At 71.6% G+C, this 20,356-nt stretch carries 19 protein-coding genes and 3 tRNA genes; 13 read left to right on the forward strand and 9 right to left on the reverse strand.

Translation table 11 applies throughout. The features are described from left to right. Window positions 1-3 precede the first annotated feature (3 nt). Window positions 4-1,290 (reverse strand): cysteine desulfurase, encoded by a 1,287-nt coding sequence (locus tag ACFQ53_RS03680; RefSeq protein ID WP_377855473.1) that lies wholly within the window; start codon window positions 1,288-1,290, stop codon window positions 4-6. 135 nt (window positions 1,291-1,425) lie between these two features. Between ACFQ53_RS03680 and ACFQ53_RS03685 the strand changes: the two genes are divergently transcribed. The 3 genes from ACFQ53_RS03685 (at window position 1,426) to ACFQ53_RS03695 (ending at window position 3,037) form a co-directional block, all read left to right on the forward strand. After that, entirely contained in the window at window positions 1,426-1,656 is a 231-nt protein-coding gene (locus tag ACFQ53_RS03685) for a hypothetical protein (RefSeq protein ID WP_377855476.1), read from the forward strand. 7 nt (window positions 1,657-1,663) lie between these two features. Beyond that, entirely contained in the window at window positions 1,664-2,506 is an 843-nt protein-coding gene (locus ACFQ53_RS03690) for a hypothetical protein (RefSeq protein WP_377855479.1), read from the forward strand. Window positions 2,507-2,827: 321 nt separating this feature from the next. Further along, a complete protein-coding gene (locus ACFQ53_RS03695; protein WP_249480116.1) occupies window positions 2,828-3,037 on the forward strand; it encodes a hypothetical protein in 210 nt (69 codons plus the stop codon). A 78-nt stretch (window positions 3,038-3,115) separates the two neighbouring features. Here the strand turns inward: ACFQ53_RS03695 and ACFQ53_RS03700 are convergent. Together ACFQ53_RS03700 and ACFQ53_RS03705 are read right to left on the reverse strand one after the other, a co-directional pair. Continuing rightward, window positions 3,116-3,189: transfer RNA gene (locus ACFQ53_RS03700), tRNA-Val, on the reverse strand. A 72-nt stretch (window positions 3,190-3,261) separates the two neighbouring features. Continuing rightward, complete coding sequence (locus tag ACFQ53_RS03705; protein ID WP_249479990.1) at window positions 3,262-3,681, reverse strand: DUF3052 domain-containing protein; 420 nt, start codon at window positions 3,679-3,681, stop codon at window positions 3,262-3,264. A 342-nt stretch (window positions 3,682-4,023) separates the two neighbouring features. Between ACFQ53_RS03705 and aceE the strand changes: the two genes are divergently transcribed. The 6 genes from aceE (at window position 4,024) to ACFQ53_RS03735 (ending at window position 11,070) form a co-directional block, all read left to right on the forward strand. After that, entirely contained in the window at window positions 4,024-6,771 is a 2,748-nt protein-coding gene (gene aceE, locus ACFQ53_RS03710) for a pyruvate dehydrogenase (acetyl-transferring), homodimeric type (RefSeq protein ID WP_377855482.1), read from the forward strand. Between the two features lie 17 nt (window positions 6,772-6,788). Beyond that, window positions 6,789-7,268, forward strand: coding sequence for a GntR family transcriptional regulator (locus tag ACFQ53_RS03715; RefSeq protein WP_377855485.1), 480 nt, complete (start codon window positions 6,789-6,791; stop codon window positions 7,266-7,268). A gap of 83 nt (window positions 7,269-7,351) precedes the next feature. After that, a complete protein-coding gene (locus tag ACFQ53_RS03720; RefSeq protein WP_377855488.1) occupies window positions 7,352-8,374 on the forward strand; it encodes an ACP S-malonyltransferase in 1,023 nt (340 codons plus the stop codon). A 1-nt stretch (window position 8,375) separates the two neighbouring features. Further along, window positions 8,376-9,377, forward strand: a complete 1,002-nt coding sequence (locus tag ACFQ53_RS03725) for a beta-ketoacyl-ACP synthase III (RefSeq protein ID WP_377855491.1) — start codon at window positions 8,376-8,378, stop codon at window positions 9,375-9,377. A gap of 130 nt (window positions 9,378-9,507) precedes the next feature. Next, window positions 9,508-9,756, forward strand: coding sequence for an acyl carrier protein (locus ACFQ53_RS03730; RefSeq protein ID WP_152352887.1), 249 nt, complete (start codon window positions 9,508-9,510; stop codon window positions 9,754-9,756). A 72-nt stretch (window positions 9,757-9,828) separates the two neighbouring features. Further along, complete coding sequence (locus tag ACFQ53_RS03735) at window positions 9,829-11,070, forward strand: beta-ketoacyl-[acyl-carrier-protein] synthase family protein (RefSeq protein WP_377855495.1); 1,242 nt, start codon at window positions 9,829-9,831, stop codon at window positions 11,068-11,070. Between the two features lie 190 nt (window positions 11,071-11,260). On the opposite strand, the gene ACFQ53_RS03740 is transcribed toward ACFQ53_RS03735, so the two are convergent. The 4 genes from ACFQ53_RS03740 to ACFQ53_RS03755 all read right to left on the reverse strand — a co-directional run bounded on the left by ACFQ53_RS03740 (window position 11,261) and on the right by ACFQ53_RS03755 (window position 13,017). Further along, window positions 11,261-11,752, reverse strand: coding sequence for a DUF3145 domain-containing protein (locus ACFQ53_RS03740; protein ID WP_200500769.1), 492 nt, complete (start codon window positions 11,750-11,752; stop codon window positions 11,261-11,263). A gap of 87 nt (window positions 11,753-11,839) precedes the next feature. After that, window positions 11,840-12,343, reverse strand: coding sequence for a peptide deformylase (def, locus tag ACFQ53_RS03745; RefSeq protein WP_377855499.1), 504 nt, complete (start codon window positions 12,341-12,343; stop codon window positions 11,840-11,842). Further along, window positions 12,340-12,831 (reverse strand): OsmC family protein, encoded by a 492-nt coding sequence (locus ACFQ53_RS03750; protein WP_377855502.1) that lies wholly within the window; start codon window positions 12,829-12,831, stop codon window positions 12,340-12,342. Before ACFQ53_RS03750 ends, def begins: the two co-directional genes overlap by 4 nt. Before the next feature lie 110 nt (window positions 12,832-12,941). Beyond that, window positions 12,942-13,017 (reverse strand) — tRNA-Asn (locus ACFQ53_RS03755). Window positions 13,018-13,177: 160 nt separating this feature from the next. Between ACFQ53_RS03755 and ACFQ53_RS03760 the strand changes: the two genes are divergently transcribed. Then, window positions 13,178-14,407, forward strand: coding sequence for a M20 family metallopeptidase (locus ACFQ53_RS03760; protein ID WP_377855505.1), 1,230 nt, complete (start codon window positions 13,178-13,180; stop codon window positions 14,405-14,407). A 31-nt stretch (window positions 14,408-14,438) separates the two neighbouring features. Here the strand turns inward: ACFQ53_RS03760 and ACFQ53_RS03765 are convergent, their stop codons facing one another. Further along, window positions 14,439-15,647 carry a NupC/NupG family nucleoside CNT transporter gene (locus ACFQ53_RS03765; protein ID WP_377855508.1) on the reverse strand — a complete coding sequence of 403 codons (1,209 nt, stop codon included), beginning with the start codon at window positions 15,645-15,647 and terminating at the stop codon, window positions 14,439-14,441. Window positions 15,648-15,785: 138 nt separating this feature from the next. Between ACFQ53_RS03765 and ACFQ53_RS03770 the strand changes: the two genes are divergently transcribed. Beyond that, window positions 15,786-15,862: transfer RNA gene (locus ACFQ53_RS03770), tRNA-Ile, on the forward strand. Window positions 15,863-16,070: 208 nt separating this feature from the next. On the opposite strand, the gene ACFQ53_RS03775 is transcribed toward ACFQ53_RS03770, so the two are convergent. Continuing rightward, complete coding sequence (locus ACFQ53_RS03775; protein WP_377855511.1) at window positions 16,071-16,817, reverse strand: MerR family transcriptional regulator; 747 nt, start codon at window positions 16,815-16,817, stop codon at window positions 16,071-16,073. Between the two features lie 137 nt (window positions 16,818-16,954). Here ACFQ53_RS03775 and ACFQ53_RS03780 point away from each other — a divergent pair, with 137 nt between their 5' ends. Both ACFQ53_RS03780 and ACFQ53_RS03785 read left to right on the forward strand, forming a co-directional pair. Continuing rightward, entirely contained in the window at window positions 16,955-18,847 is a 1,893-nt protein-coding gene (locus tag ACFQ53_RS03780; protein ID WP_377855514.1) for a S9 family peptidase, read from the forward strand. Window positions 18,848-18,974: 127 nt separating this feature from the next. Beyond that, window positions 18,975-20,336, forward strand: coding sequence for a M48 family metallopeptidase (locus ACFQ53_RS03785; protein ID WP_377855516.1), 1,362 nt, complete (start codon window positions 18,975-18,977; stop codon window positions 20,334-20,336). Window positions 20,337-20,356: the final 20 nt, after the last annotated feature.

Below are 20,356 nucleotides of genomic sequence, written 5' to 3' on the forward strand. Positions count from 1 at the left end.
CTCTCACTCGAAGCGGGCGAAGAAGTCGATGACGGCGCCCATGCCCTCGACCAGCGCGTCGACCTCCGCGAGCGTCGTGTACACGGAGAAGGTCGCGCGGGTGGTCCCGGCGAGGCCGTACCTGCGGTGCAGGGGCCATGCGCAGTGGTGGCCGACGCGCACCTCGACGCCCCGGGCGTCGAGCACCTGGCCGACGTCGTGCGGGTGGCGGCCCGCGAGGTCGAAGGAGACGGCTCCGGCGCGCTCGACGTCGAGCGAGGGTCCGATGATGCGCACGCCGGGCAGCTGCTTGAGGCCCTCGATCGCGCGGCGGGTGAGATCGCGCTCGTGGGCCGCGACGGCCTCCATGCCCAGGGCGTCGAGGTAGTCGCAGGCGGCGGCGAGGCCGACGGCCTGGCTGATCGGCGGGGTGCCGGCCTCGAAGCGCGCGGGCGGCTCGGCGAAGGTGGTGCGCTCCATGGTGACGGTCTCGATCATCGAGCCGCCCGTGAGGACCGGGGGCAGCTGCTCCAGCAGCTCTCCCGCGCCCCAGAGCACGCCGATCCCCGTCGGCCCCAGCATCTTGTGCCCGGAGAAGGCGGCCGCGTCCACACCCAGCGCGGGCAGGTCGGTCGGCATGTGGGGCACCGACTGGCAGGCGTCGAGCACCACGAGCGCGCCGACGGCGTGGGCCTTCGCCGCGAGCTCGGCGACCGGGTTCAGCGTGCCCAGCACGTTCGACTGGTGGGCGAGCGCCAGCACCTTCGTGCGCTCGGTGAGCAGCGACTCGAGCCCGGAGAGGTCCAGGCGGAAGTCCTCGTCCAGCGGGATCCAGCGCAGGGTGGCGCCGGTGCGTCGGGCGAGCTCCTGCCAGGGGACGAGGTTCGCGTGGTGCTCCATCTCGGTCACGAGGATCTCGTCGCCCTCGCGCACGCGCAGGTGCTCGGGGGCGGTGGGGTCGCCGAGCGCGAGGGCGAGCACGTTCAGCGCCTCGGTCGCGTTCTTCGTGAAGGCGATCTGCTCGGGACGGCGGACGCCGACGAACGCGGCGATCCGGTCACGGGCGCCCTCGTAGGCGTCGGTCGCGGCCTCGGCGAGGCGGTGGGCGCCGCGCTTGACGGCGGCGTTGTCCCGGGTGAGGAAGTCGACCTCGGCGTCGATGACCTGCCGGGGGCGCTGGGAGGTCGCTCCCGAGTCGAGATAGACCAGCGGGGTCGTCCCGTCGAGCATCCGGTCGAGGATCGGGAAGTCCCCGCGGATCGCGGCGACGTCGAGCGGTGCAACAGCGGTGGGCGCCTGGGGCGCGGGCATACGGAGCCTTCCGACGCGAAAGGAGCAGCGGGAGGACGGCCCCTCGGAAGGAGCATGCGCGCCCCGCTGCCTGGCCCTTCAGTATAGGAACGCGGGGTGCACCGCGTCAGGGTCGGGCCGTGAGAGGGTGTGGCCGTGCCCACGTTCATGTTCCTGGTCTTCGGCGTCGTCATCCTCGGCGCGCTCGTCGCCGCGATCATCCGCATGGTCCAGCGCCTGCGGTCCGACGCCGCCGCGCCGGAGCGGCCCCGCACTCCGGCCGAGAAGCAGCACGACGCCCGCACGGCCGTCATCTGGGTCGTGGTGCTCGTGGTGCTGATCGCCGTGCTCCTCGCGGCCTACGCGCTCACGCGCCTTCCCAGCTGACCGGCCGATGGACGAGCTGCCCGAGGGCGACGAGCTCGTCGTGCGGCTGCGCGCGGCCGGGAGCGTCTTCGCCGAGGAGGAGGCCGCGCTCCTGCGCTCCCACGCGCGGGACGTCGACCACCTCGAGGAGACGGCGGCCCGGCGCATCGCCGGGGAGATGCTCGAGCACGTGCTCGGGGAGGTCGGCTTCTGCGGGCTGCGGCTGCAGGTGCGCCCCGGGACCTTCGTGCCGCGCCGACGCAGCCGCCTGCTCGCGCGCCTCGCCGTGGCCGCAGCCTGCACCGCCGCACGGCGGTCGGGCCGCGATCCTGTGCTGCTCGAGCTGTGCGCTGGGGTCGCGCCGATCGCGAGCGTGAGCGCCGCGCGCGTGCCCGGGATCCGCCTGCATGCCGCCGACGTCGACCCGCTCCCGCTCGAGAGCGCGCGGGCGAACCTCCCCTCGAGCGCGCAGCTGCACCTCGGGGACCTCTTCGCGGCGATGCCCGTCGTCCTGCGCGGCGCGATCGACGTGATCGCGGCCGTCCCTCCCTATGTCCCGGACGGTGAGCTCGCACTGCTGCCCCGCGAGGCGCGCGAGCACGAGCCGCCGCGAGCCCTGCGCGGCGGGGCCGACGGACTGGACGTGGCGCGCAGGATCCTCTCGGAGGGCCCGTACTGGCTCGCACCGGGAGGGCGGATCCTGCTCGAGATGCATGTGGACCAGGCGCGCACGCTGCGCCGCGAGCATTCGGAGGCCGTGACGGCCGCGACGGCCGGGTCGGTGTTGCGGGTGCATGCCGGGGCCGACGGCCGCACCGCGGTGTGCGAGGTCACGCCGTCACCTGCGGAAACGGGCCTCGAACGGGAATAGACGTGCGCTCGGCGGCGTTGTGAGGGATCGTGGTGGCGCAGCGCCGCCCGATGGACCGTTCCCACGGGGCCGTCACGCAGCGAGCCGTCACCGGCGAGCGAGCGGGACGCGCATGAGGCGCTGCGGCAACGGGCAGATGTGCGAGCTCCGCCTCTCGTGGAGGAGACCACGGAGCACACGCACCGTCCGCGTGCAGCTGACGCGCAGATCGCGTCGCGCACCCGCCACCCGCCGCCGGGCACCCTCGGCGGCGCACCGAACCTCGCGTCGGCTCCGCCGACGCCGTCATGCGTCGGCCCTGCCGGCGCCGAAGGAGAACAGATGCACACCACGACCACCATGCGCCGCATGCCCCGCAGCGCCCAGCGCCCCGTCGTCCTGCGCGACCAGAGCGCCGGCCTGCGCTACCTGAGCCTCTCGGACCGTTCCACCGACCTCTCCACCACGTGGAAGGACGGCAAGGTCTACCCCGTCATCGAGGTGGACCTCTCCTCCGAGCACCGCCCGGAGCCCCAGCCCGAGCTGGTCTGAACGATCGACCGCTGAGCGATCGACCACGAAGGCCCCCGGCCCGCGCATCCGCGCGGGTCGGGGGCCTTCTTCTGCGTGTGGGTCAAGAGGGACTCGAACCCCCGACATCCACGGTGTAAACGTGGCGCTCTGACCAGCTGAGCTATTGACCCGAGGACGGACCCGCAGGCCCGTCGGTGCGGACGCGGGAGCCGTCGGAGCGGACCCGCGGGCCCGTCGGCCGTTCAGGCCTGGCGACTCGCGAGCCGCGTGCCCGACCACTCGGGGGCGAGGTTCTGGTTGCCCATGGTGCGCAGACCCGAGGTGCTCGCCGCCTCGTCGATCTCCGCGGGCAGCACGTGGCCGTCGCGGCCGGCCTTCGGGGTGATCACCCAGATCGGGCCGCCTGGGGACAGCATCCCGAGGCAGTCCACGAGGGCATCGGTGAGATCGCCGTCGCCCTCGCGCCACCACAGCACGACCGCATCGACCATCTCCTGGCTGTCCTCGTCCTCGAGGTCCGCGTCGATGAGGTCCTCGATCGCATCACGCAGCCCGAGGTCGACGTCGTCGTCGTAGCCGAACTCCTGGACCACCTGGCCCTTGCTCAGCCCGAGGCCCTCTGCGGTGGGACCGGACGCGGTGGCGTCTGCCGACGGTGACAACGAAATGCTCCTTCTCAGCTGGGGACAACGATGGGAGGAGGACGTGGGCCCCCTCCTGCTCGCGCCGAGTCTATGCCAGGACATCGCGCCGGTCACATCGTCGTCGCCGAGAACGGCCGATCAGGGGCGATCTGCGCCGATACGGACCGCCCCGCGAGCGCGGCCCCGCCTCGAGCGCGACGTGAGCGAGTCATCAACCACACCCGTCCCACCGGGGCCTTCCGGCCCGCGCCCCGCGGGTACGCTGTCGGAAGACGAGGTCCGGGGTCTGGTCCCCGATTCGCGAATCGCATCGGCGCGACCCCCGGATCCACGCCCTGCTTCGGAAGAGAGAAGGACAGCGTGACCACGAACGACACCCCGCGTCCCATCGGCATCAACCTCCCCGCGCACGCGGAGGATCCGGATCCCGAGGAGACCAGGGAGTGGCTCGACTCGGTCGACGAGCTCATCGAGCATCGCGGCGACGACCGGGCGACCGACGTCCTCCAGCACGTGATCCAGCACGCGCGCCAGGCCGATCTCCATCTTCCCGACTCGCTGATGACGGACTACGTCAACACGATCGAGGTCGAGGACCAGCCGGAGTACCCCGGTGACCTCGCGCTCGAGAAGGAGATCCGCAACATCATCCGCTGGAACGCGGCGATGATCGTGCACCGCGCGCAGCGTCCGGGCGTGGGCGTCGGCGGGCACCTCTCCTCCTACGCGTCGATCGCCTCGATGTACGAGGTCGGCTTCAACCACTTCTTCCGCGGCCGCAAGCACGAGGGCGGCGGCGACCACGTCTTCTTCCAGGGTCACGCCTCCCCCGGCATCTACGCCCGCGCGTTCCTCGAGGGCCGCCTGTCCGAGGAGCAGCTCGACGGCTTCCGCCAGGAGAAGTCCAGCGCCACGGGGATGCCCTCCTACCCGCACCCGCGCGCGATGCCGGACTTCTGGGAGTTCCCGACCGTGTCCATGGGCATCGGCCCGGTCAACGCGATCGAGCAGGCGTCCTTCGACAAGTACATCCAGAACCGCGGCCTCAAGGACACCTCCCAGCAGCACACCTGGGCGTTCCTCGGCGACGGCGAGATGGACGAGGTCGAGTCCCGCGGCGCGCTGCACATCGCCGCCAAGGAGCACCTGGACAACCTCACCTTCGTGGTCAACTGCAACCTTCAGCGCCTGGACGGGCCGGTGCGCGGCAACGGCAAGATCATCCAGGAGCTCGAGGCGCAGTTCCGCGGCGCCGGCTGGAACGTCATCAAGGTGGTGTGGGGCTCCGGCTGGGACCCGCTGTTCTCCTCCGACGACGACGGGGCGCTCGTGGACCTCATGAACGCCACTCCCGACGGCGACTTCCAGACCTATCGCGCCGAGAACGGCGGCTTCATCCGCGACAACTTCTTCGGCCGCGACCCGCGCACGAAGGCGCTCGTGGAGTCGATGAGCGACGACGACATCTGGTGGAAGCTCAACCGCGGCGGCCACGACCCGGAGAAGATCTTCGCCGCCTTCCAGGAGGCGCTGGCGCACAAGGGCCAGCCCACCGTGATCCTCGCGCAGACCATCAAGGGCTACCGCCTGGGCAAGAGCTTCGCGGGCCGCAACGCGACCCACCAGATGAAGAAGTTCACCCTCGAGGACCTCAAGGCGCTCCGCGACACCCTGCAGATCCCGATCGACGACGAGCAGCTCGAGTCGGGCAGCGTCTACGACGCCCCCTTCTACATGCCGCCGGCGGACTCCCCCGCCATGCGCTACCTGGAGAAGCGCCGCGACGTCATGGGCGGCGGGGTCCCCGAGCGCAATAACGTCCACAAGGCCATGGACCTCCCGGGCGACAAGGCCTACGAGGTCGTCAAGCGCGGCTCCGGCAAGCAGGAGATCGCCACCACGATGGCGCTCGTGCGGCTGCTGAAGGACCTCATGCGGGACAAGGAGACCGGCAAGCGCTGGGTCCCGATCATCCCCGACGAGGCCCGCACCTTCGGCATGGACTCGCTGTTCCCGACGGCGAAGATCTACAACCCCGACGGCCAGAACTACATCTCCGTGGACCGCGACCTGCTGCTCGCGTACAAGGAGTCGGCCCAGGGGCAGATCAAGCACATGGGCATCAACGAGATCAGCTCGACCTCGGCCTTCACCGCCGCGGGCACCTCGTACTCCACGCACGACCTGCCGATGATCCCGTTCTACATCTTCTACTCGATGTTCGGGTTCCAGCGCACGGGCGACTTCTTCTGGGCCGCGGGCGACCAGATGGCCAAGGGCTTCGTGATCGGCGCGACCGCCGGCAAGACGACCCTCGCCGGTGAGGGCCTGCAGCACATGGACGGCCACTCGCCGATCCTCGCCTACACGAACCCCGGCACCGTCATCTACGACCCGGCCTACGGGTACGAGATCGGGCACATCATCCGCGACGGCCTCAAGCGCATGTACGGCGAGGACGACCGCCTGCAGGAGGTCTTCTACTACATCACCGTCTACAACGAGCCGATCGTGCAGCCGGCCGAGCCCGAGGGGCTCGACGTCGAGGGCCTGCTGAAGGGCATGTACGAGCTCGAGCCGGTCTCCGAGGGCGACGGGCCCACGGTCCAGCTCCTCGCCTCCGGCGTCGGCGTGCCGTGGGCCCGCCATGCCCGCGAGATCCTGGCCGAGGACTGGGGCGTCCGCGCCGCGGTGTGGTCGGTGACCTCGTGGACGGAGATGCGCAAGGACGCCATCGAGGCGGACGACCACAACTTCCTCCACCCCGAGGAGGAGCCGCAGGTCCCGTGGATCTCGCAGCGCCTGGAGGGGACCGAGGGCCCGTTCGTCGCCACGAGCGACTACGACTACCTCGTGCCCGACATGATCCGCGAGTGGATCCCGGGCCGCTACGGCGTGCTCGGGGCCGACGGCTTCGGCTTCTCGGACACCCGCCCGGCCGCCCGCCGCTTCCTGAAGATCGACGCGCACTCGATGGTCGTCAAGGCCCTCCAGCTGCTCGCCAAGGACGGCAAGGTCGACCCGGCCGTGGTGTCCCAGGCCATCGCCAAGTACGACCTGCTGAACTCCAACGCCGGCGAGTCCGGCTCGTTCGGGGGCGAGTCCTGATCTCCGCCGCCGACACCGTGTCCGACACCCTGTCCGACACCGCCGCAGCGCCCCCGGCGGGAGCGACCGGCCCGGCCGGCGGCGACGTCGGGTCCGCGTCGACGCGGACGGTCCTCACCGGGATCGTCCGCGTCGACCGGACCTCGCTCGACTCCCCCGCCCAGCAGATCTACCAGTGCATCGCACGCGCCATCCAGGACGGAAGGCTCGTCCCCGGCACGCGCCTTCCCACCGTGCGGGCCCTCGCGGCCGACGTCGAGGTCGCGGTCAACACGGTCGCCAAGGCGTTCCGCCGGCTCGGCGAGGCGGGGCTCGTGATCACCCGTGGTCGCGCCGGCACCGTCGTCGCGCCGCTGGACACCGCGGGCTCCCGCGCCGAGCGCGCCGCCCGCGAGTACGCGGCCGCGGTCTCCGAGCTCGGCTACGACGCCGAGGCCGCCGCGAAGCTCCTCGCCGCCGTCTTCGCCGAGACCGCCTCGGCCGTCGGCCGCGACTAGCATCCCCGGGCTCCGCTCGACCGCATCGCCCGCCCGCATCCCGCGCATCCACCATCTTCCATCCGCACCCCGGAGGTCCTCCCGTGCTCGCCATCGTCTGCCCCGGCCAGGGCGCCCAGAAACCCGGATTCCTCAGCCCGTGGCTCGAGCTTCCCGGTGCCCGTGAGGCGCTCGGCGCCCTCAGCGAGGCCGGCGAGGTCGACCTCGCGACCCACGGCACCGTCTCCGACGCCGACACCATCCGCGACACCGCGGTCGCCCAGCCGCTGCTGGTCGCCGCCGGGATCCTCGCGGCCGACGCCCTCGCGGCGCAGGCCGCCGACGGGTCCGCCGCGGGCGGCGTCGTCCCGGGCGCCTTCGCCGCGGCGTCGCCCGCCGACCTTCTGGCCGGGCACAGCGTCGGCGAGGTCACCGCGAGCGCCCTGGCGGGCGTGCTCTCCGCGGCCGATGCCATGCGGCTGGTCGCCGTGCGCTCGCGTGCGATGGCGACCGCGGCCGCTGCGGAGGAGACGTCGATGGCGGCGGTCGTCGGCGGCGTGCGCGAGGAGGTCCTGGCGGCGATCGAGGCCGCGGGCCTCACCCCGGCGAACATCAACTCGGCCGCCCAGGTCGTCGCGGCGGGCAGCGCCGCGGGCGTCGCCGCGCTCGGCGAGAACCCGCCCGCCCGCGCCCGGGTGATCCCGCTGCAGGTCGCCGGCGCCTTCCACACCCCGTACATGGCGGGCGCGCGCGAGGAGCTCGCCGCCTTCGCCCCGCAGCTCTCCCCCGCTGCCCCGTCCGTGCCGCTCGTGACGAACGCCGGCGGAGAGAGCATCACCGACGGTGCGCGCTACCTCGACCTCATCGTCCAGCAGGTCGCCTCCCCCGTGGACTGGCAGGCCTGCATGGCGACCTTCGCCGAGCGCGGCGTCACCGGGATCCTCGAGGTCAACCCCGCCGGCACCCTCACCGGGCTCGCCAAGCGCGAGCTGAAGGGCGTGGGCCTGCAGAACCTCAACTCCCCCGATGACCTCGAGGCCGCGCGCGCGTTCGTCGAGGAGCACGCGGGCGCCGCGTCCGACGCCGCCGTATCCGAGGGCGGTTCGTCCGACGGCGCGGAGCGCTGACGTGACGATCTCCCTGCGCCCGCACCCCACCGTCGCGGGCTCGAAGGTGCTCGCCTACGGCGCTGCTCGCGGCGACCGCACCGTGCCCAACGAGGAGCTCGTCGGCCCCATCGACTCCTCCGACGAGTGGATCCGCCAGCGCACGGGCATCGTCACCCGTCGCCGCGCGAGCGCCGAGGTCGGCGTCGCGGATCTCGCCGAGCAGGCCGGTCGCGAGGCGATCGAGGCCAGCGGCGTGGACGCCTCGCAGATCGACGCGATCATCGTCTCGACGATCAGCTTCCCCTACGCGACGCCCTCGCTCGCGACGCTGCTCGGCGCGAAGCTCGGCTCCCCGGCCGCGATCGCCTACGACATCTCCGCCGCCTGCGCCGGCTTCTGCTACGGCATCGGCCAGGCGGACGCGCTCATCCGCTCCGGCAGCGCCCGTCACGTGCTCGTGATCGGCGCCGAGAAGCTCTCCGACTTCGTGGATCCCGGCGACCGCTCGATCTCGTTCCTGCTCGGGGACGGCGCCGGCGCGGCGGTGCTCGGCGCCTCGGACGTCCCCCTCGTCGGCCCCACCGTGTGGGGCAGCGACGGCGAGAACTGGAGCACGATCCGCATGACCGGCTCCCTCACGGACTTCCGCGACGGCAGGACCCCGTGGCCGACGATGGAGCAGGACGGCCGCACCGTCTTCCGCTGGGCCGTATGGCACACGGCCGAGCGGATCCGGCAGATGCTCTCCGAGGCCGGCCTCACGGTCGACGACATCGACGTGTTCGTCCCCCATCAGGCGAACATGCGGATCATCGACGAGCTCGCCAAGCAGCTGAAGCTGTCCGAGAGCGTCGTCGTCGGACGCGACATCGCCGAGACCGGCAACACCTCGGCCGCCTCCATCCCCCTGGCCACCCACCGGCTCATCCAGGAGGGCGCGGCGCGCAGCGGCGACGTCCTCGTGCAGTTCGGCTTCGGCGCCGGCCTCGCCTTCGCCGGCCAGGTGCTCGTCCTGCCCTGATCCCGTACCCCGGGGCGCCGTGCACGGGTGATCAAGGCCCTGCGCGTCGCATCGTGCAGGTGCGCATGCGCCGACGCCGTCCCGGGTAGTCTTTCCCTGCCAGCAGTACCCAGACCGAAGGAGAACCCCCATGGCTCACACCGAAGACGAGATCCTCGCGGGCCTCGCTGAGATCGTCAACGAGGAGACCGGTGTCGAGACCTCGGACGTCCAGCCCGAGAAGTCGTTCACGGACGACCTCGACATCGACTCGATCTCGATGATGACCATCGTGGTGAACGCCGAGGAGAAGTTCGAGGTGCGCATCCCCGACGAGGAGGTCAAGAACCTCGTCACCGTCGGCGACGCCGTGAAGTACATCGCCGGCGCCCAGGCCTGACCCACCTCGGACGCCCGGAGCAGTTGCTCCGGGCGTCCCTCGTCATCCCCACCTTCCCGGAGGACATCCCGCATGTCAGCTGATCGCACCCGCGTCGCCATCACCGGTCTGGGCACCGTCAACCCGCTGGGCGGGGACGTCGCCTCGACCTGGGAGGCCGCACTCGCGGGCACCTCGACGGCGCACACCCTCGACAACGACTGGAAAGAGCGCTACGGCCTCTCCGTCGACTTCGCCTGCCAGGTCGGGATCGACCCCCTCACGATCCTCTCGCGCCCCGAGGCCAAGAAGCTCGACCCCTCCGGTCAGTACGCCATGATCGCGGCCCGCGAGGCGTGGGCCGACGCGGGGGCGCCCGACGTCGACCCCTACCGCCTCGGCGTGGTCGTCGGCACGGGCATCGGGGGCGTCTGGACGATCCTGGACCAGTGGGACGTCGTCAAGGAGCGCGGCGCGCGCCGCGTGAACCCCTTCACGGTCCCGATGCTGATGGCCAACTCCTCGAGCGCGCACATCGAGATGGACCTGGGCGCCCGTGCCGGCGCCCACACGCCCGTCTCCGCGTGCGCCTCGGGCTCCGAGGCCGTCGCCCAGGCCTTCGACATGATCCGTTCCGGCCGGGCCGACGTGGTCGTCTGCGGCGGCACCGAGGCGTGCGTGCATCCGCTGCCCCTCGCCGGCTTCGCGAACATCCGCGCGCTGTCCACGCGGACCGACGACCCCGAGCACGCCTCGCGGCCCTACGACGTGGACCGCGACGGCTTCGTCCTCGGCGAGGGCGCCGCGATCCTGGTCCTCGAGTCCGAGGAGCACGCGAAAGCGCGCGGGGCGAAGGTCCATGCCTATGTGGCCGGCCGCGGCATGGCCTCGGACGCCCACCACATCTCCGCTCCCCTGCAGGACGGCCAGGCGCACGCGATCAGCGAGGCGGTGGAGGACGCGGGGATCACCGCCGCGGACATCCGCCACGTGAACTCCCACGGCACCTCGACCCCGCTCGGCGACATCGGCGAGCTGCAGGCCGTGCGCCAGGCCCTCGAGGACGAGACCGATCAGATCGTCGTGAGCTCGACGAAGTCGATGACCGGTCACCTGCTGGGCGGCGCCGGCGCGATCGAGTCGCTGTTCAGCGTGCTCGCCCTGCGCGAGCGCCTCGCCCCGCCGACGATCAACATCGAGAACCTCGATCCCGAGACGCCGATGCAGATCGCCCAGAACACCCCTGTGGCCCTCCCCGAGGGCGACATCGCCGTGCTGAACAACGCCTTCGGCTTCGGCGGTCACGACGTCGCGGTGGTGTTCACGAACTCCTGAGCCGACGCGCCCGCGGGTTCGCGCCCCGGAGCGCGAGCGCGCGGACGCAGGCTCCGCGGAACGCACGAGGAAGGGCCCCGCACCACCCGAGGTGGTGCGGGGCCCTTCCTGCATCGGAGAGCGGCGCGGTGTCCGGATGCCGGCCCGGTGCCCGTCGGTGCGGGCGGACGGGACGACGGTCGCGGCGGGGTCAGCTCACGCGGTGGAGCCAGCGCATGGGCACTCCCTCGCCGCCGTAGCGGTAGATCTCGAGGTCCTCGTCCCAGGGCTCGCCGAGGGCGACACCGATCTCGTGGCGCATGCGCTGCGGATCCATGCCCGCACGCTCCATGCATCCGCGCAGATGGTCCTCGGTGAGCACGGTGTTGCCGGCGCGGTCGGTGACGGCGTGGTGGGCGCCGAGGTCCGGGGTGAAGCTCCAACGGGCGCCGTCCGCCTGCGTGGTCGCCTCCTGGGTGACCTCGAAGCGCACGTCGCCCATGCTGCGCAGGGCGCTCACGAGGCGCGCGCCGGTGTCCTCCCGGCCTCGCCAGCCGAGTTCGGCGCGCACGAGGCCGCGATGCGCGGGCTGGTCCTCCCAGCGCAGGCGTGCGGGCACGCCGAGTACTCCCTGCGCGGCCCATTCGATATGCGGTGCGAGGGCTCGCGGAGCGGAGTGGATGAAGAGCACACCCTGGGTCATGACGCCCCTTCCGATGTCCGATGCGTCTTCCCCAACGAATCGGCGCTCAGCAGAAGGTGTGCTGTCCCTGGTCGTGCAGGGTAGAGCCTAGAGCCTCTCGCGGATGTCGCGCAATGCCCGCTTCTTCACAGGACGCTCGAGGCCGTCGATGAACAGGTGCCCGTCGAGGTGCCCGACCTCGTGCTGGATGAGGCGCGCGACGAGGTCCTCGCCCTCGAGGACGACGGGGCGGCCCTCGAGGTCCGTGCCCTCGCAGCGGGCGAAGGCCGCACGGGTGCGGGGGTACCACAGGCCGGGCACAGAGAGGCAGCCCTCCTCGCCGTCCTCCTGGAGCTCCTCGGAGAGCTCGGTGATCTCGGGGTTCAGGACGTAGCCGAGCGTGCTGGTGCCGTCCTCGTCCTCGAGGCGCCAGGAGAAGGCGCGCAGGTCGACGCCGATCTGATTGGCGGCGACGCCGGCGCGGCCCTCGTCGTCCACGGTGTCCAGGAGATCGGCGACCAGGGTGCGCACCCCTTGGGTGATCTCGCGGACGGGATCGCAGACCGTCCGCAGCACGGGGTCACCGATCACGCGGATGGGACGGATGGTCATCGCTGCTGCTCCTCGTCCTCGTCGTCCTCGAGGGCGGAGTCCAGGCCGAGGATCTCGTGGTCAACCCCGACACCCGGGACCACGGTGCGCTGCACGGTGCAGGAGGCCTCGATGGAACGGTCGATGACCGCGCGGAGCCGGCGGAGCTCGTCGGCGGAGAGCCCGTCGAGGTCCAGCTGGATCTGCTCGTGGATGGCCTCGTAGCGGTTGGACGTCTCGTCGGAGGTGCCGTGGGCCCACAGCCGCACAGCGAAATCCTCCCCCAGGCGCCGCGAGGTGGGGATGTCCATGCTCATCCCCGCGCAGCCGATCAGTGCGATCTTCAGCAGCTCTCCCGGGTCGACCTGCCCCTCGCCCTTGCCGATCGGGATCTCGACCCCGCGGCGGTTGCGCCCGACGAGCGAGCGCTCGCCCACGCGGTCCACCCACACGCTGCCCTCGCCGAACTCGTCGGGGAGCGGGAACGTCGCCTCGGGAACGCTGGTCATGATCGCCTCCGGTCTGCCGACGGTGGGGACCGCCGCTGCGCCGGGGGCCGTCCCCGCCGCGCGCAGGAACAGGTCAGCCCCGGCCGTGACCGGGGCTGACCTGTTCCTTCTGGCTCCCGCGACTGGACTTGAACCAGTAACCGTTCGATTAACAGTCGAATGCTCTGCCGATTGAGCTACGCGGGATCGCGACCTGCACGACTCTAGCAAAGCGCGCTCGGGCGCGCACCCCGGAAAGCGGCTCCAGGCGGGGATTATGACGCAGTCCACGTTCGCTCCGGGGCCGTCGGGGCGACCATGCCGAGGCGGTGTGCACGGCGAGGGATCGCGGGCGTAGCGTGCCGCGGTGACCACTTCGGAGAACACCCCCGCACCGATCCCCTCCTACGCGCAGGAGGCGGTCGACCACCTCGACGACCTCGTCGGCCTGCGCCGCGCCCTGCACCAGGACCCCGAGCTGGGACTGGACCTCCCCCGCACCCAGGAGCGCGTGCTCGCGGCCCTGCAGGACCTGGGCCTGCGCATCACGACCGGCAGGGACCTCAGCAGCATCGTGGCCGTCCTCGAGGGCGGACGCCCCGGCCCCGTCGTGCTGCTGCGCGCGGACATGGACGCGCTCCCCCTGCGGGAGCGGACCGGGCTCCCCTACGCGTCCCCCACGGACCGCATGCACGCCTGCGGCCATGATCTGCACACCTCGGCGCTGGTCGGCGCCGCCCGCCTGCTCGCGGCCCACCGCGAGGATCTCCCCGGCCGCATCGTGTTCATGTTCCAGCCCGGCGAGGAGGGCCCCGGGGGCGCCGAGCCGATGATCCGCGAGGGCGTGCTCGACGCCGCGGGCGAGCGACCGATCGCCGCCTACGGCATCCACGTGGGCCCCGGGCCCCGCGGCACCTTCATCACGCGCGCGGGCACCGTCATGGCGGGCGCCGCGAACCTGCGCGTGCGCGTGCACGGCGCCGGAGGCCACGGGTCCCAGCCCATGCGGGCCATCGACCCGGTCGCGCCGCTGGTCGAGATCGCGGGCTCCCTGCAGACGATGATCTCGCGACGCTTCTCCTCCGCGGATCCCGTGGTGGCATCGGTGACCACGCTCGAGGCGTCCAGCGCCATCAACGTCATCCCGGACTCCGCCGCCCTCGGCGCGACGGTGCGCACGATGACGGCGGAGTCCGCCGACCGCTTCGGTGAGCTGGTGCGGCAGTTCGCGGAGAACATCGCCCGCGCCCACGGAGCGCGCGCCGAGGTCGACTGGGAGATCCTCTACCCGGCGACAGTCAACGACGACGCGGAGGAGGCGTTCGCGGTCGCAGAGCTGCGCGAGGCCTTCGGTGAGGAGCGCGTGCACGAGTCGCCCCAGCCGCTGATGGGCTCCGAGGACTTCTCCTACGTGCTGCAGGAGGTGCCCGGCTGCTTCGTGTTCCTGCTGTGCTCCCCCGATGACCTGCCCGAGGGGGAGCTCGCGGTCAACCACTCGGCCGAGGTGCTCTTCGACGACTCGGTGCTGGCCGATCAGGCGGCGGCGCTCGCCTCGCTCGCCCACGGTCGGCTGCGGAAGGCGGCCGCCGGCTCCTGAGCCGAAGAGGAGGGCGCCGCGGCGGTCGGGATCAGACGATGATCCCGACCACCGTGGCGCTCACGAAGGACACCAGGGTCGCGCCGTACAGGAGACGCAGACCGAAGCGGGCGATGGTCTCGCCCTGCTCGGGGGCGAGGGACTTCGCAGCGCCGGCGATGATGCCGATCGAGCTGAAGTTCGCGAAGGAGACGAGGAAGGTCTGGGCGATGGCGGTGGCCCGGGCGGACAGCTCGAGCTTCCCACCGGGGTTCGCGTCGGTGAAGGAGAGCATGGCCACGAACTCGTTGGAGATGAGCTTGGTGGCCATCAGCCGGCCGACGTCGACCGATTCCGAGATCGGCACGCCCGTGAGCACGGCCAGGGGCGCGAACACGTAGCCGAGCAGCTGCTGGAAGCTGATGCCCAGGACGGAGTCGAAGATCCCGTTGAGGATCGCCATCAGCGCCACGAAGCCCACGAGCATCGCGACGACCGACAGCACGACCTTGCCGCCGTCGGTGATGTACTCGCCCAGCACCTGGAAGAAGGACTGCTTCGAGTGCTCGGGCTCGACGATGACGTCCTCCTCCTCGGTGAGCGTGTAGGGGTTCAGGAGCGAGACGACGATGAAGGCCCCGAAGAGGTTCAGCACGATCGCGGCGACCACGTACCGGGGCTCGATCATCGTCATGTACGCGCCGACGATCGACATGGACACCGTGGACATCGCCGAGGCCGCGATCGTGTAGAGCCGGTGCTCGGGCAGCGTGGGCAGGATGCGCTTGATCGCGATCAGGTTCTCCGACTGCCCGATCATCGCCGAGGAGACCGCGTTGAACGACTCGAGCTTGCCCAGGCCCGTCACCTTCGACAGGACCAGGCCGACGCCCCGGATCACCAGGGGCAGGATCCGCAGGTACTGCAGGATGCCGATGAGCGCGGAGATCACGATGATGGGCATGAGCGAGGTGAAGATGAAGGGGCCGCTGCCGTCCGCCTCGACGTCGATCAGCCCGCCGAACACGAAGCTCACGCCCTCGCGCGCGTATCCGAGCAGGGTCTCGAAGACCGCGGCGATCACGGAGATGACCGCCTGCCCCACGCCGGTGCGGAGCATCAGCAGACCGAGCACGAACTGCAGCGCGAGCATGATCCCGATGTAGGGGGCCTTCTTCTTCAGCATCCCCACGTCGTGGGAGGGCAGGAAGGCGAGCGCGAGGAAGACGACGAGTCCGGCGATGCCGACGAGGACGTGCATGAGGGTCCGATCCCTGGGAGGCGGTGGCCGCCAGGCACCCTACTCGCCCCGCGCACGGAGCAGCATTCCAGGAATCGGGGCGATGGGACGGTGGACGGGCGCGCGGCGCGGAGACGATATGCTCGCTCCCGTCGTCAGGGGCCAGTAGCTCAGCCGGTCAGAGCAGCGGACTCATAATCCGTCGGTCGCGGGTTCAAGCCCCGCCTGGCCTACCAGGGAGCCATACGGTCTCCATCTCGAACAGCGACGACTGCTCTCCGGTCGATCGCTCCGCAATCTCCCGCACTCGGCGTCGGCAGCTCGCCGAGGCGGGCGGGAGGAGCGTCTCCTTCGCGCATGGCGCCGCCGTGACCGCCGTGCCGCCTCCCAGGTGAACCGCGCTCATCGGACCCGAGGACGGGCCCGGGCCGACGTCCCCGTCGATCAGTCGTGGTCCGTCCTGCGCATCCCGTGCTCGGTGTCCTCACGCGCGCGGCGATAGGCCCGGCGCAGCACCTCGAGCTGCGCGGGGTTGTAGAGGTCCGTGACGGCCTGGTTCAGCGCCTCCCTCACGGCCTGCTCGCGGTTCCCGACGGCGGTCGGCGGCGTCAGCGTGCTCGGGTAGCGCTCGTGGATGGCCCGCAGAACCGTGGCCATCTGCGCCGCCACGGCGCTCACGGTGTCGTCGTCCGCATCGGGCGCGAGCGCGTTGAAGTCCTCGTCGGCTTCCTGATGATCCGCAACGATGCTGTGCAGCTCGCGCATTCCCGAGTCGTCATGGAGCGCCCCGCTGATCGTGATCATCGCGCGGTCCGCGGCGGTGAGGCTGTCGGCGACGCTCTCGAAGCCGGCCGGCACGTCCGGTCCGGCGGAGTGGACCATCAGGTCCGCCAGCTCTGCGCGGACGGCCTGCTGACGCGCGATCGAGTCGGCGAGTCGGGCGTCGAGCGCCTGCACCGCCTCGACGTAGCTCTCGTCGGACTCCCCGGCCTCCGCGATGTCGGCGAGGGACATCCCCAGGTTCCGCAGCCGAGTGATCTGCAGCAGGCGCACCAGCTGGGACGTGCCGTAGTGCTTGTACCCGTTCGCCGACCTGCCGGGTTCCTCGAGCAGACCCACGGCATGGTAGTGGCGCACGCTCTTCACCGTGGTGCCGGCCAGTTCCGCGAGTCTGCGCGTGCTCCAGGTCATCGGGAGCTCCTCGTCGACGCGACCATTCCCCCATCCTCGCGGACCGGGCGGCGATGGGGAAGACACGGTTTGACCGTGCCCTGAGGGCACGGTCTCTGATGGTCCGTCCGAGCCCGCCACCCGGAGGAGAATTCCGTATGACCAGCATTCCGCACCGACCGCGCCCGCTCGAGGCCGAGGAGCTCTTCGCCGATCCGGAGTTCTCGAGCCCGATGATCTCTCCGGACGGCGCCCTGCTCGCCTATGTCGCCCCCGCGCACGGACGGCGCAACATCTGGGTGCGCGGGATCGACGAGGGCCATGAGGACGCCCGCTGCGTGACCCATGATGATCGGCGCGGCATCTCCACGTTCTTCTTCTGCGAGGACCCGCGCTGGCTGCTGTACCTCCAGGACACCGACGGGAACGAGGACTGGCACCTGTTCCGGGTCGATCTGCGCTCCCCCAGCACACCGGCCGTCGACCTCACCCCGCTGCCCGCGGGATCGCGAGTCTTCGCCGCGGAGCCGCTGCGGTCCCGTTCCGCCACGGTGCTCGCCACGATGAACCGCCGTCCCGCCGCGCTGGACACGTTCCTGATCGATGTGGCCTCCGGCGAGACCACCCTCCACCATGAGCAGCCCGGCCCCGGGCAGGACCTGCTCCTGGACGGCGAGGGCACCCCGGCGTTCCTCGCCCGCGTCACCGACGAGGGCGACACGCAGTTCTCCGCGATCGATCCGGTCTCCGGGGAGCACCGTGCTCTGCTGCGGGTCGGGGGCGCGGACCACCCGATGGGGGTCGAGATCCAGCAGTCGACGCCCGACGGCACCGGGCTCGTGCTCGGCAGCTACCTCGAGGGCGACGACCTGCAGCTGGTGCGCGTGGACCGCGCGACCGGGGAGATCCGCGTGCTCGCCGCCGTGGAGGGCTGGAGCCTCGACATCCTCAGCGTGCTGGCACCCGGGGTACTGCCGCCGACGCTGTACACGGACCGACGCAGCGGCGAGATCCTCGCGGCCCGCTTCACGGGCCCCAGGCCCCGGATCGTAGTGATCGATCCCGGCTTCGCCGAGGTGCATGCGGCGCTGTCCGCGCTGTCCGACGGCGTCCTGGGTGCGCTGTCCTCGGATCTCTCGGGTCGCCGCTGGGTGGCGACCTTCCACCACGACCGGGAGCCGGACGTGGCCTGGTTCCACGACCGCACGACCGGTGAGAGCCGCCGACTCTCTCCTTCCTCGCCGCACCTGGACCCGCAGGATCTCGCCCCCATGGAGCCCGTCTCGCTCACCGCCCGGGACGGTCTGCCTCTGCACGGCTTCCTCACCCTGCCGCCCGGACGCCCGCCGCGGGACCTGCCCCTCGTGCTCGAGGTGCACGGCGGGCCGTGGGTGCACGACAGCTGGGGCTTCAGCCCCCAGTCGCAGTTCCTGGCGAGCCGCGGGTATGCGGTGCTGCAGGTGAACTTCCGCGGCTCCTCCGGGTACGGCAGGCGCCACACCCTCGCCGCGGTCGGCGAGTTCGCCGGGGCGATGCACGACGACCTCCTCGACGCGGTGGACTGGGCGGTCTCCCAGGGGATCGCGGATCCTGACCGACTGGGCATCCTCGGCGGCTCCTACGGCGGCTATGCGGCACTGGTCGGTGCCGCCTTCACCCCGGAGCGCTTCTCCGCGGCCGTGGACATCGTCGGCATCGCCGACCTCGCGAGCTTCCTGCGGAGCCTGCCGCCGGTGAGCCGCCCCTACCTGCGCAGCAACTGGCTCACCTACGTCGGCGATCCCGAGGACGCGGCGCAGGAGGCGGAGATGCGCTTCCGCTCGCCGCTCACCCACGTCGACCGGATCCGCACGCCCCTGCTGATCGCCCACGGCGCGAACGACGCCCGGGTCCAGCGCACCGAGTCCGACACGATCGTCGCCTCACTGCGCGAACGCGGCGTCGCGGTGCGCTATCTGCTGGCCGACGACGAGGGGCACGGGTTCGGCAACCCGGAGAACCGGATCCGCCTTCAGCACGCGATCGCGGAGCACTTCGCGACCCACCTGTGACGGCGACCCCCTGCAGGGCCGCTCGACTTCCGACGAGGGCAGACCGGTCATCGACCGAGGTCGATGTCGCATGGAACGTTCCGAGCGCTACCGTGTGATCGCACCGTCGACCTCCGAGGAGCCCTCCATGACGTATCCCCCGTCCTCCCCGCTGGGGCAGCCGTCCGCCGGCGACCCCGCCTCCGCCGGTGAACCGTCCTTCGCGGGCGGTTCCGGCTCGCCGGGCGCGCCCGGGTACCCCGTCGGTCCTGGGTCCCCCGGCGGCCCCGGTTCGCCGGGCGGCCCGGGAACGCCCGGCGGTCCTGGCCTCCCCGGTGGTCCGCCGTCGGGCGGAGGCTTCGGTCCCGGCGGCGGCGCATCGCCCGGCGGACCGTCCGCGCCGAACCTCGTCAACGGCGCGACGACGCACGGGATCCTCGGCCGGCGGGGCATCCGCCACCCGTGGGAGATCCCGCTGCTGATCGTGGGTATCGTCGTGACCCTCAGCGCCTACCTGTTGTGGACGATCCTCGTGGTGATGAGCATCGTCAACGCGATCCGCGGGGAGGGGCCGACGCTCCTGGACCTGCAGACGGGTCCCTTCGGCTCCCTCGTGATCCAGCTGTTCGCGATCGTGATGCTGCTCCCGCTCATCCTCTGGATCTCCCGCGCACTGCTGTACGCGCAGCAGCGCGCCTCGGGCATCCGGATGTCGCCCACCCAGTTCCCCGAGGGCTACCGTATGGTGGCCGAGGCGGCCGCCCACCACGGTCTGCGGCGCGTGCCCGATGCCTACGTGGTCCTGGGCAACGGTCTGATCAATGCCTTCGCCTCCGGCCACGGCTTCCGTCGCTTCGTGGTCGTCTACTCGGACCTGTTCGAGGTCGGCGGCGCCGTGCGCGACCCGGAGGCCCTGCGGTTCGTGATCGGGCACGAGGTGGGTCACCTGGCCGCGGGCCATGTGTCCTACTTCCGTCTGCTGTTCAGCAATCTCCTGGCGCAGATCCCGCTCCTGGGCACCGCCTACTCGCGGACGCAGGAGTACACGGCGGACAACTTCGGCTACGCCTTCTGCCCCCAGGGCGCCCCGGGCGTGATGGCCGTGCTCGGTGCCGGCAAGTACCTCAATGCCGACGTCAACGTCAACGAGCTCGCCGACCGCGCCGCCACCGAGAAGGGGCTCTGGCTGCACATCGCCAACTGGCAGGCGAGCCACCCGATCAACACCTGGCGCGCCCATGCGCTGCGCGACCGCACCCGACCGGGCCACCTGTGGTTCCGGCCCGGGCTGTTCGGCGCCGGCGCGGGCGCCTGGTACCCGCCGGTCCTGCCCGCGGGGAGCTCGTTCAGCGACCGCTACCCGACGCCCGACCAGGCCCTCTCCCTGCTCGAGCGGGCCGAGGCGCAGCACGCCTCCGCCCGCACCGACCAGTTCGGGCGCTTCCCCGGCGTCGACTACGCCCGGCAGCCGAGCGTGCGGGAGGTGCAGACGGCCTCGCCCGTCATCTGATCGGCTTCCGTCCCTCGGGC

It is taken from the genome of Brachybacterium sp. NPDC056505 (assembly GCF_042794925.1).
Classification (GTDB): Bacteria; Actinomycetota; Actinomycetes; order Actinomycetales; family Dermabacteraceae; genus Brachybacterium; species Brachybacterium kimchii.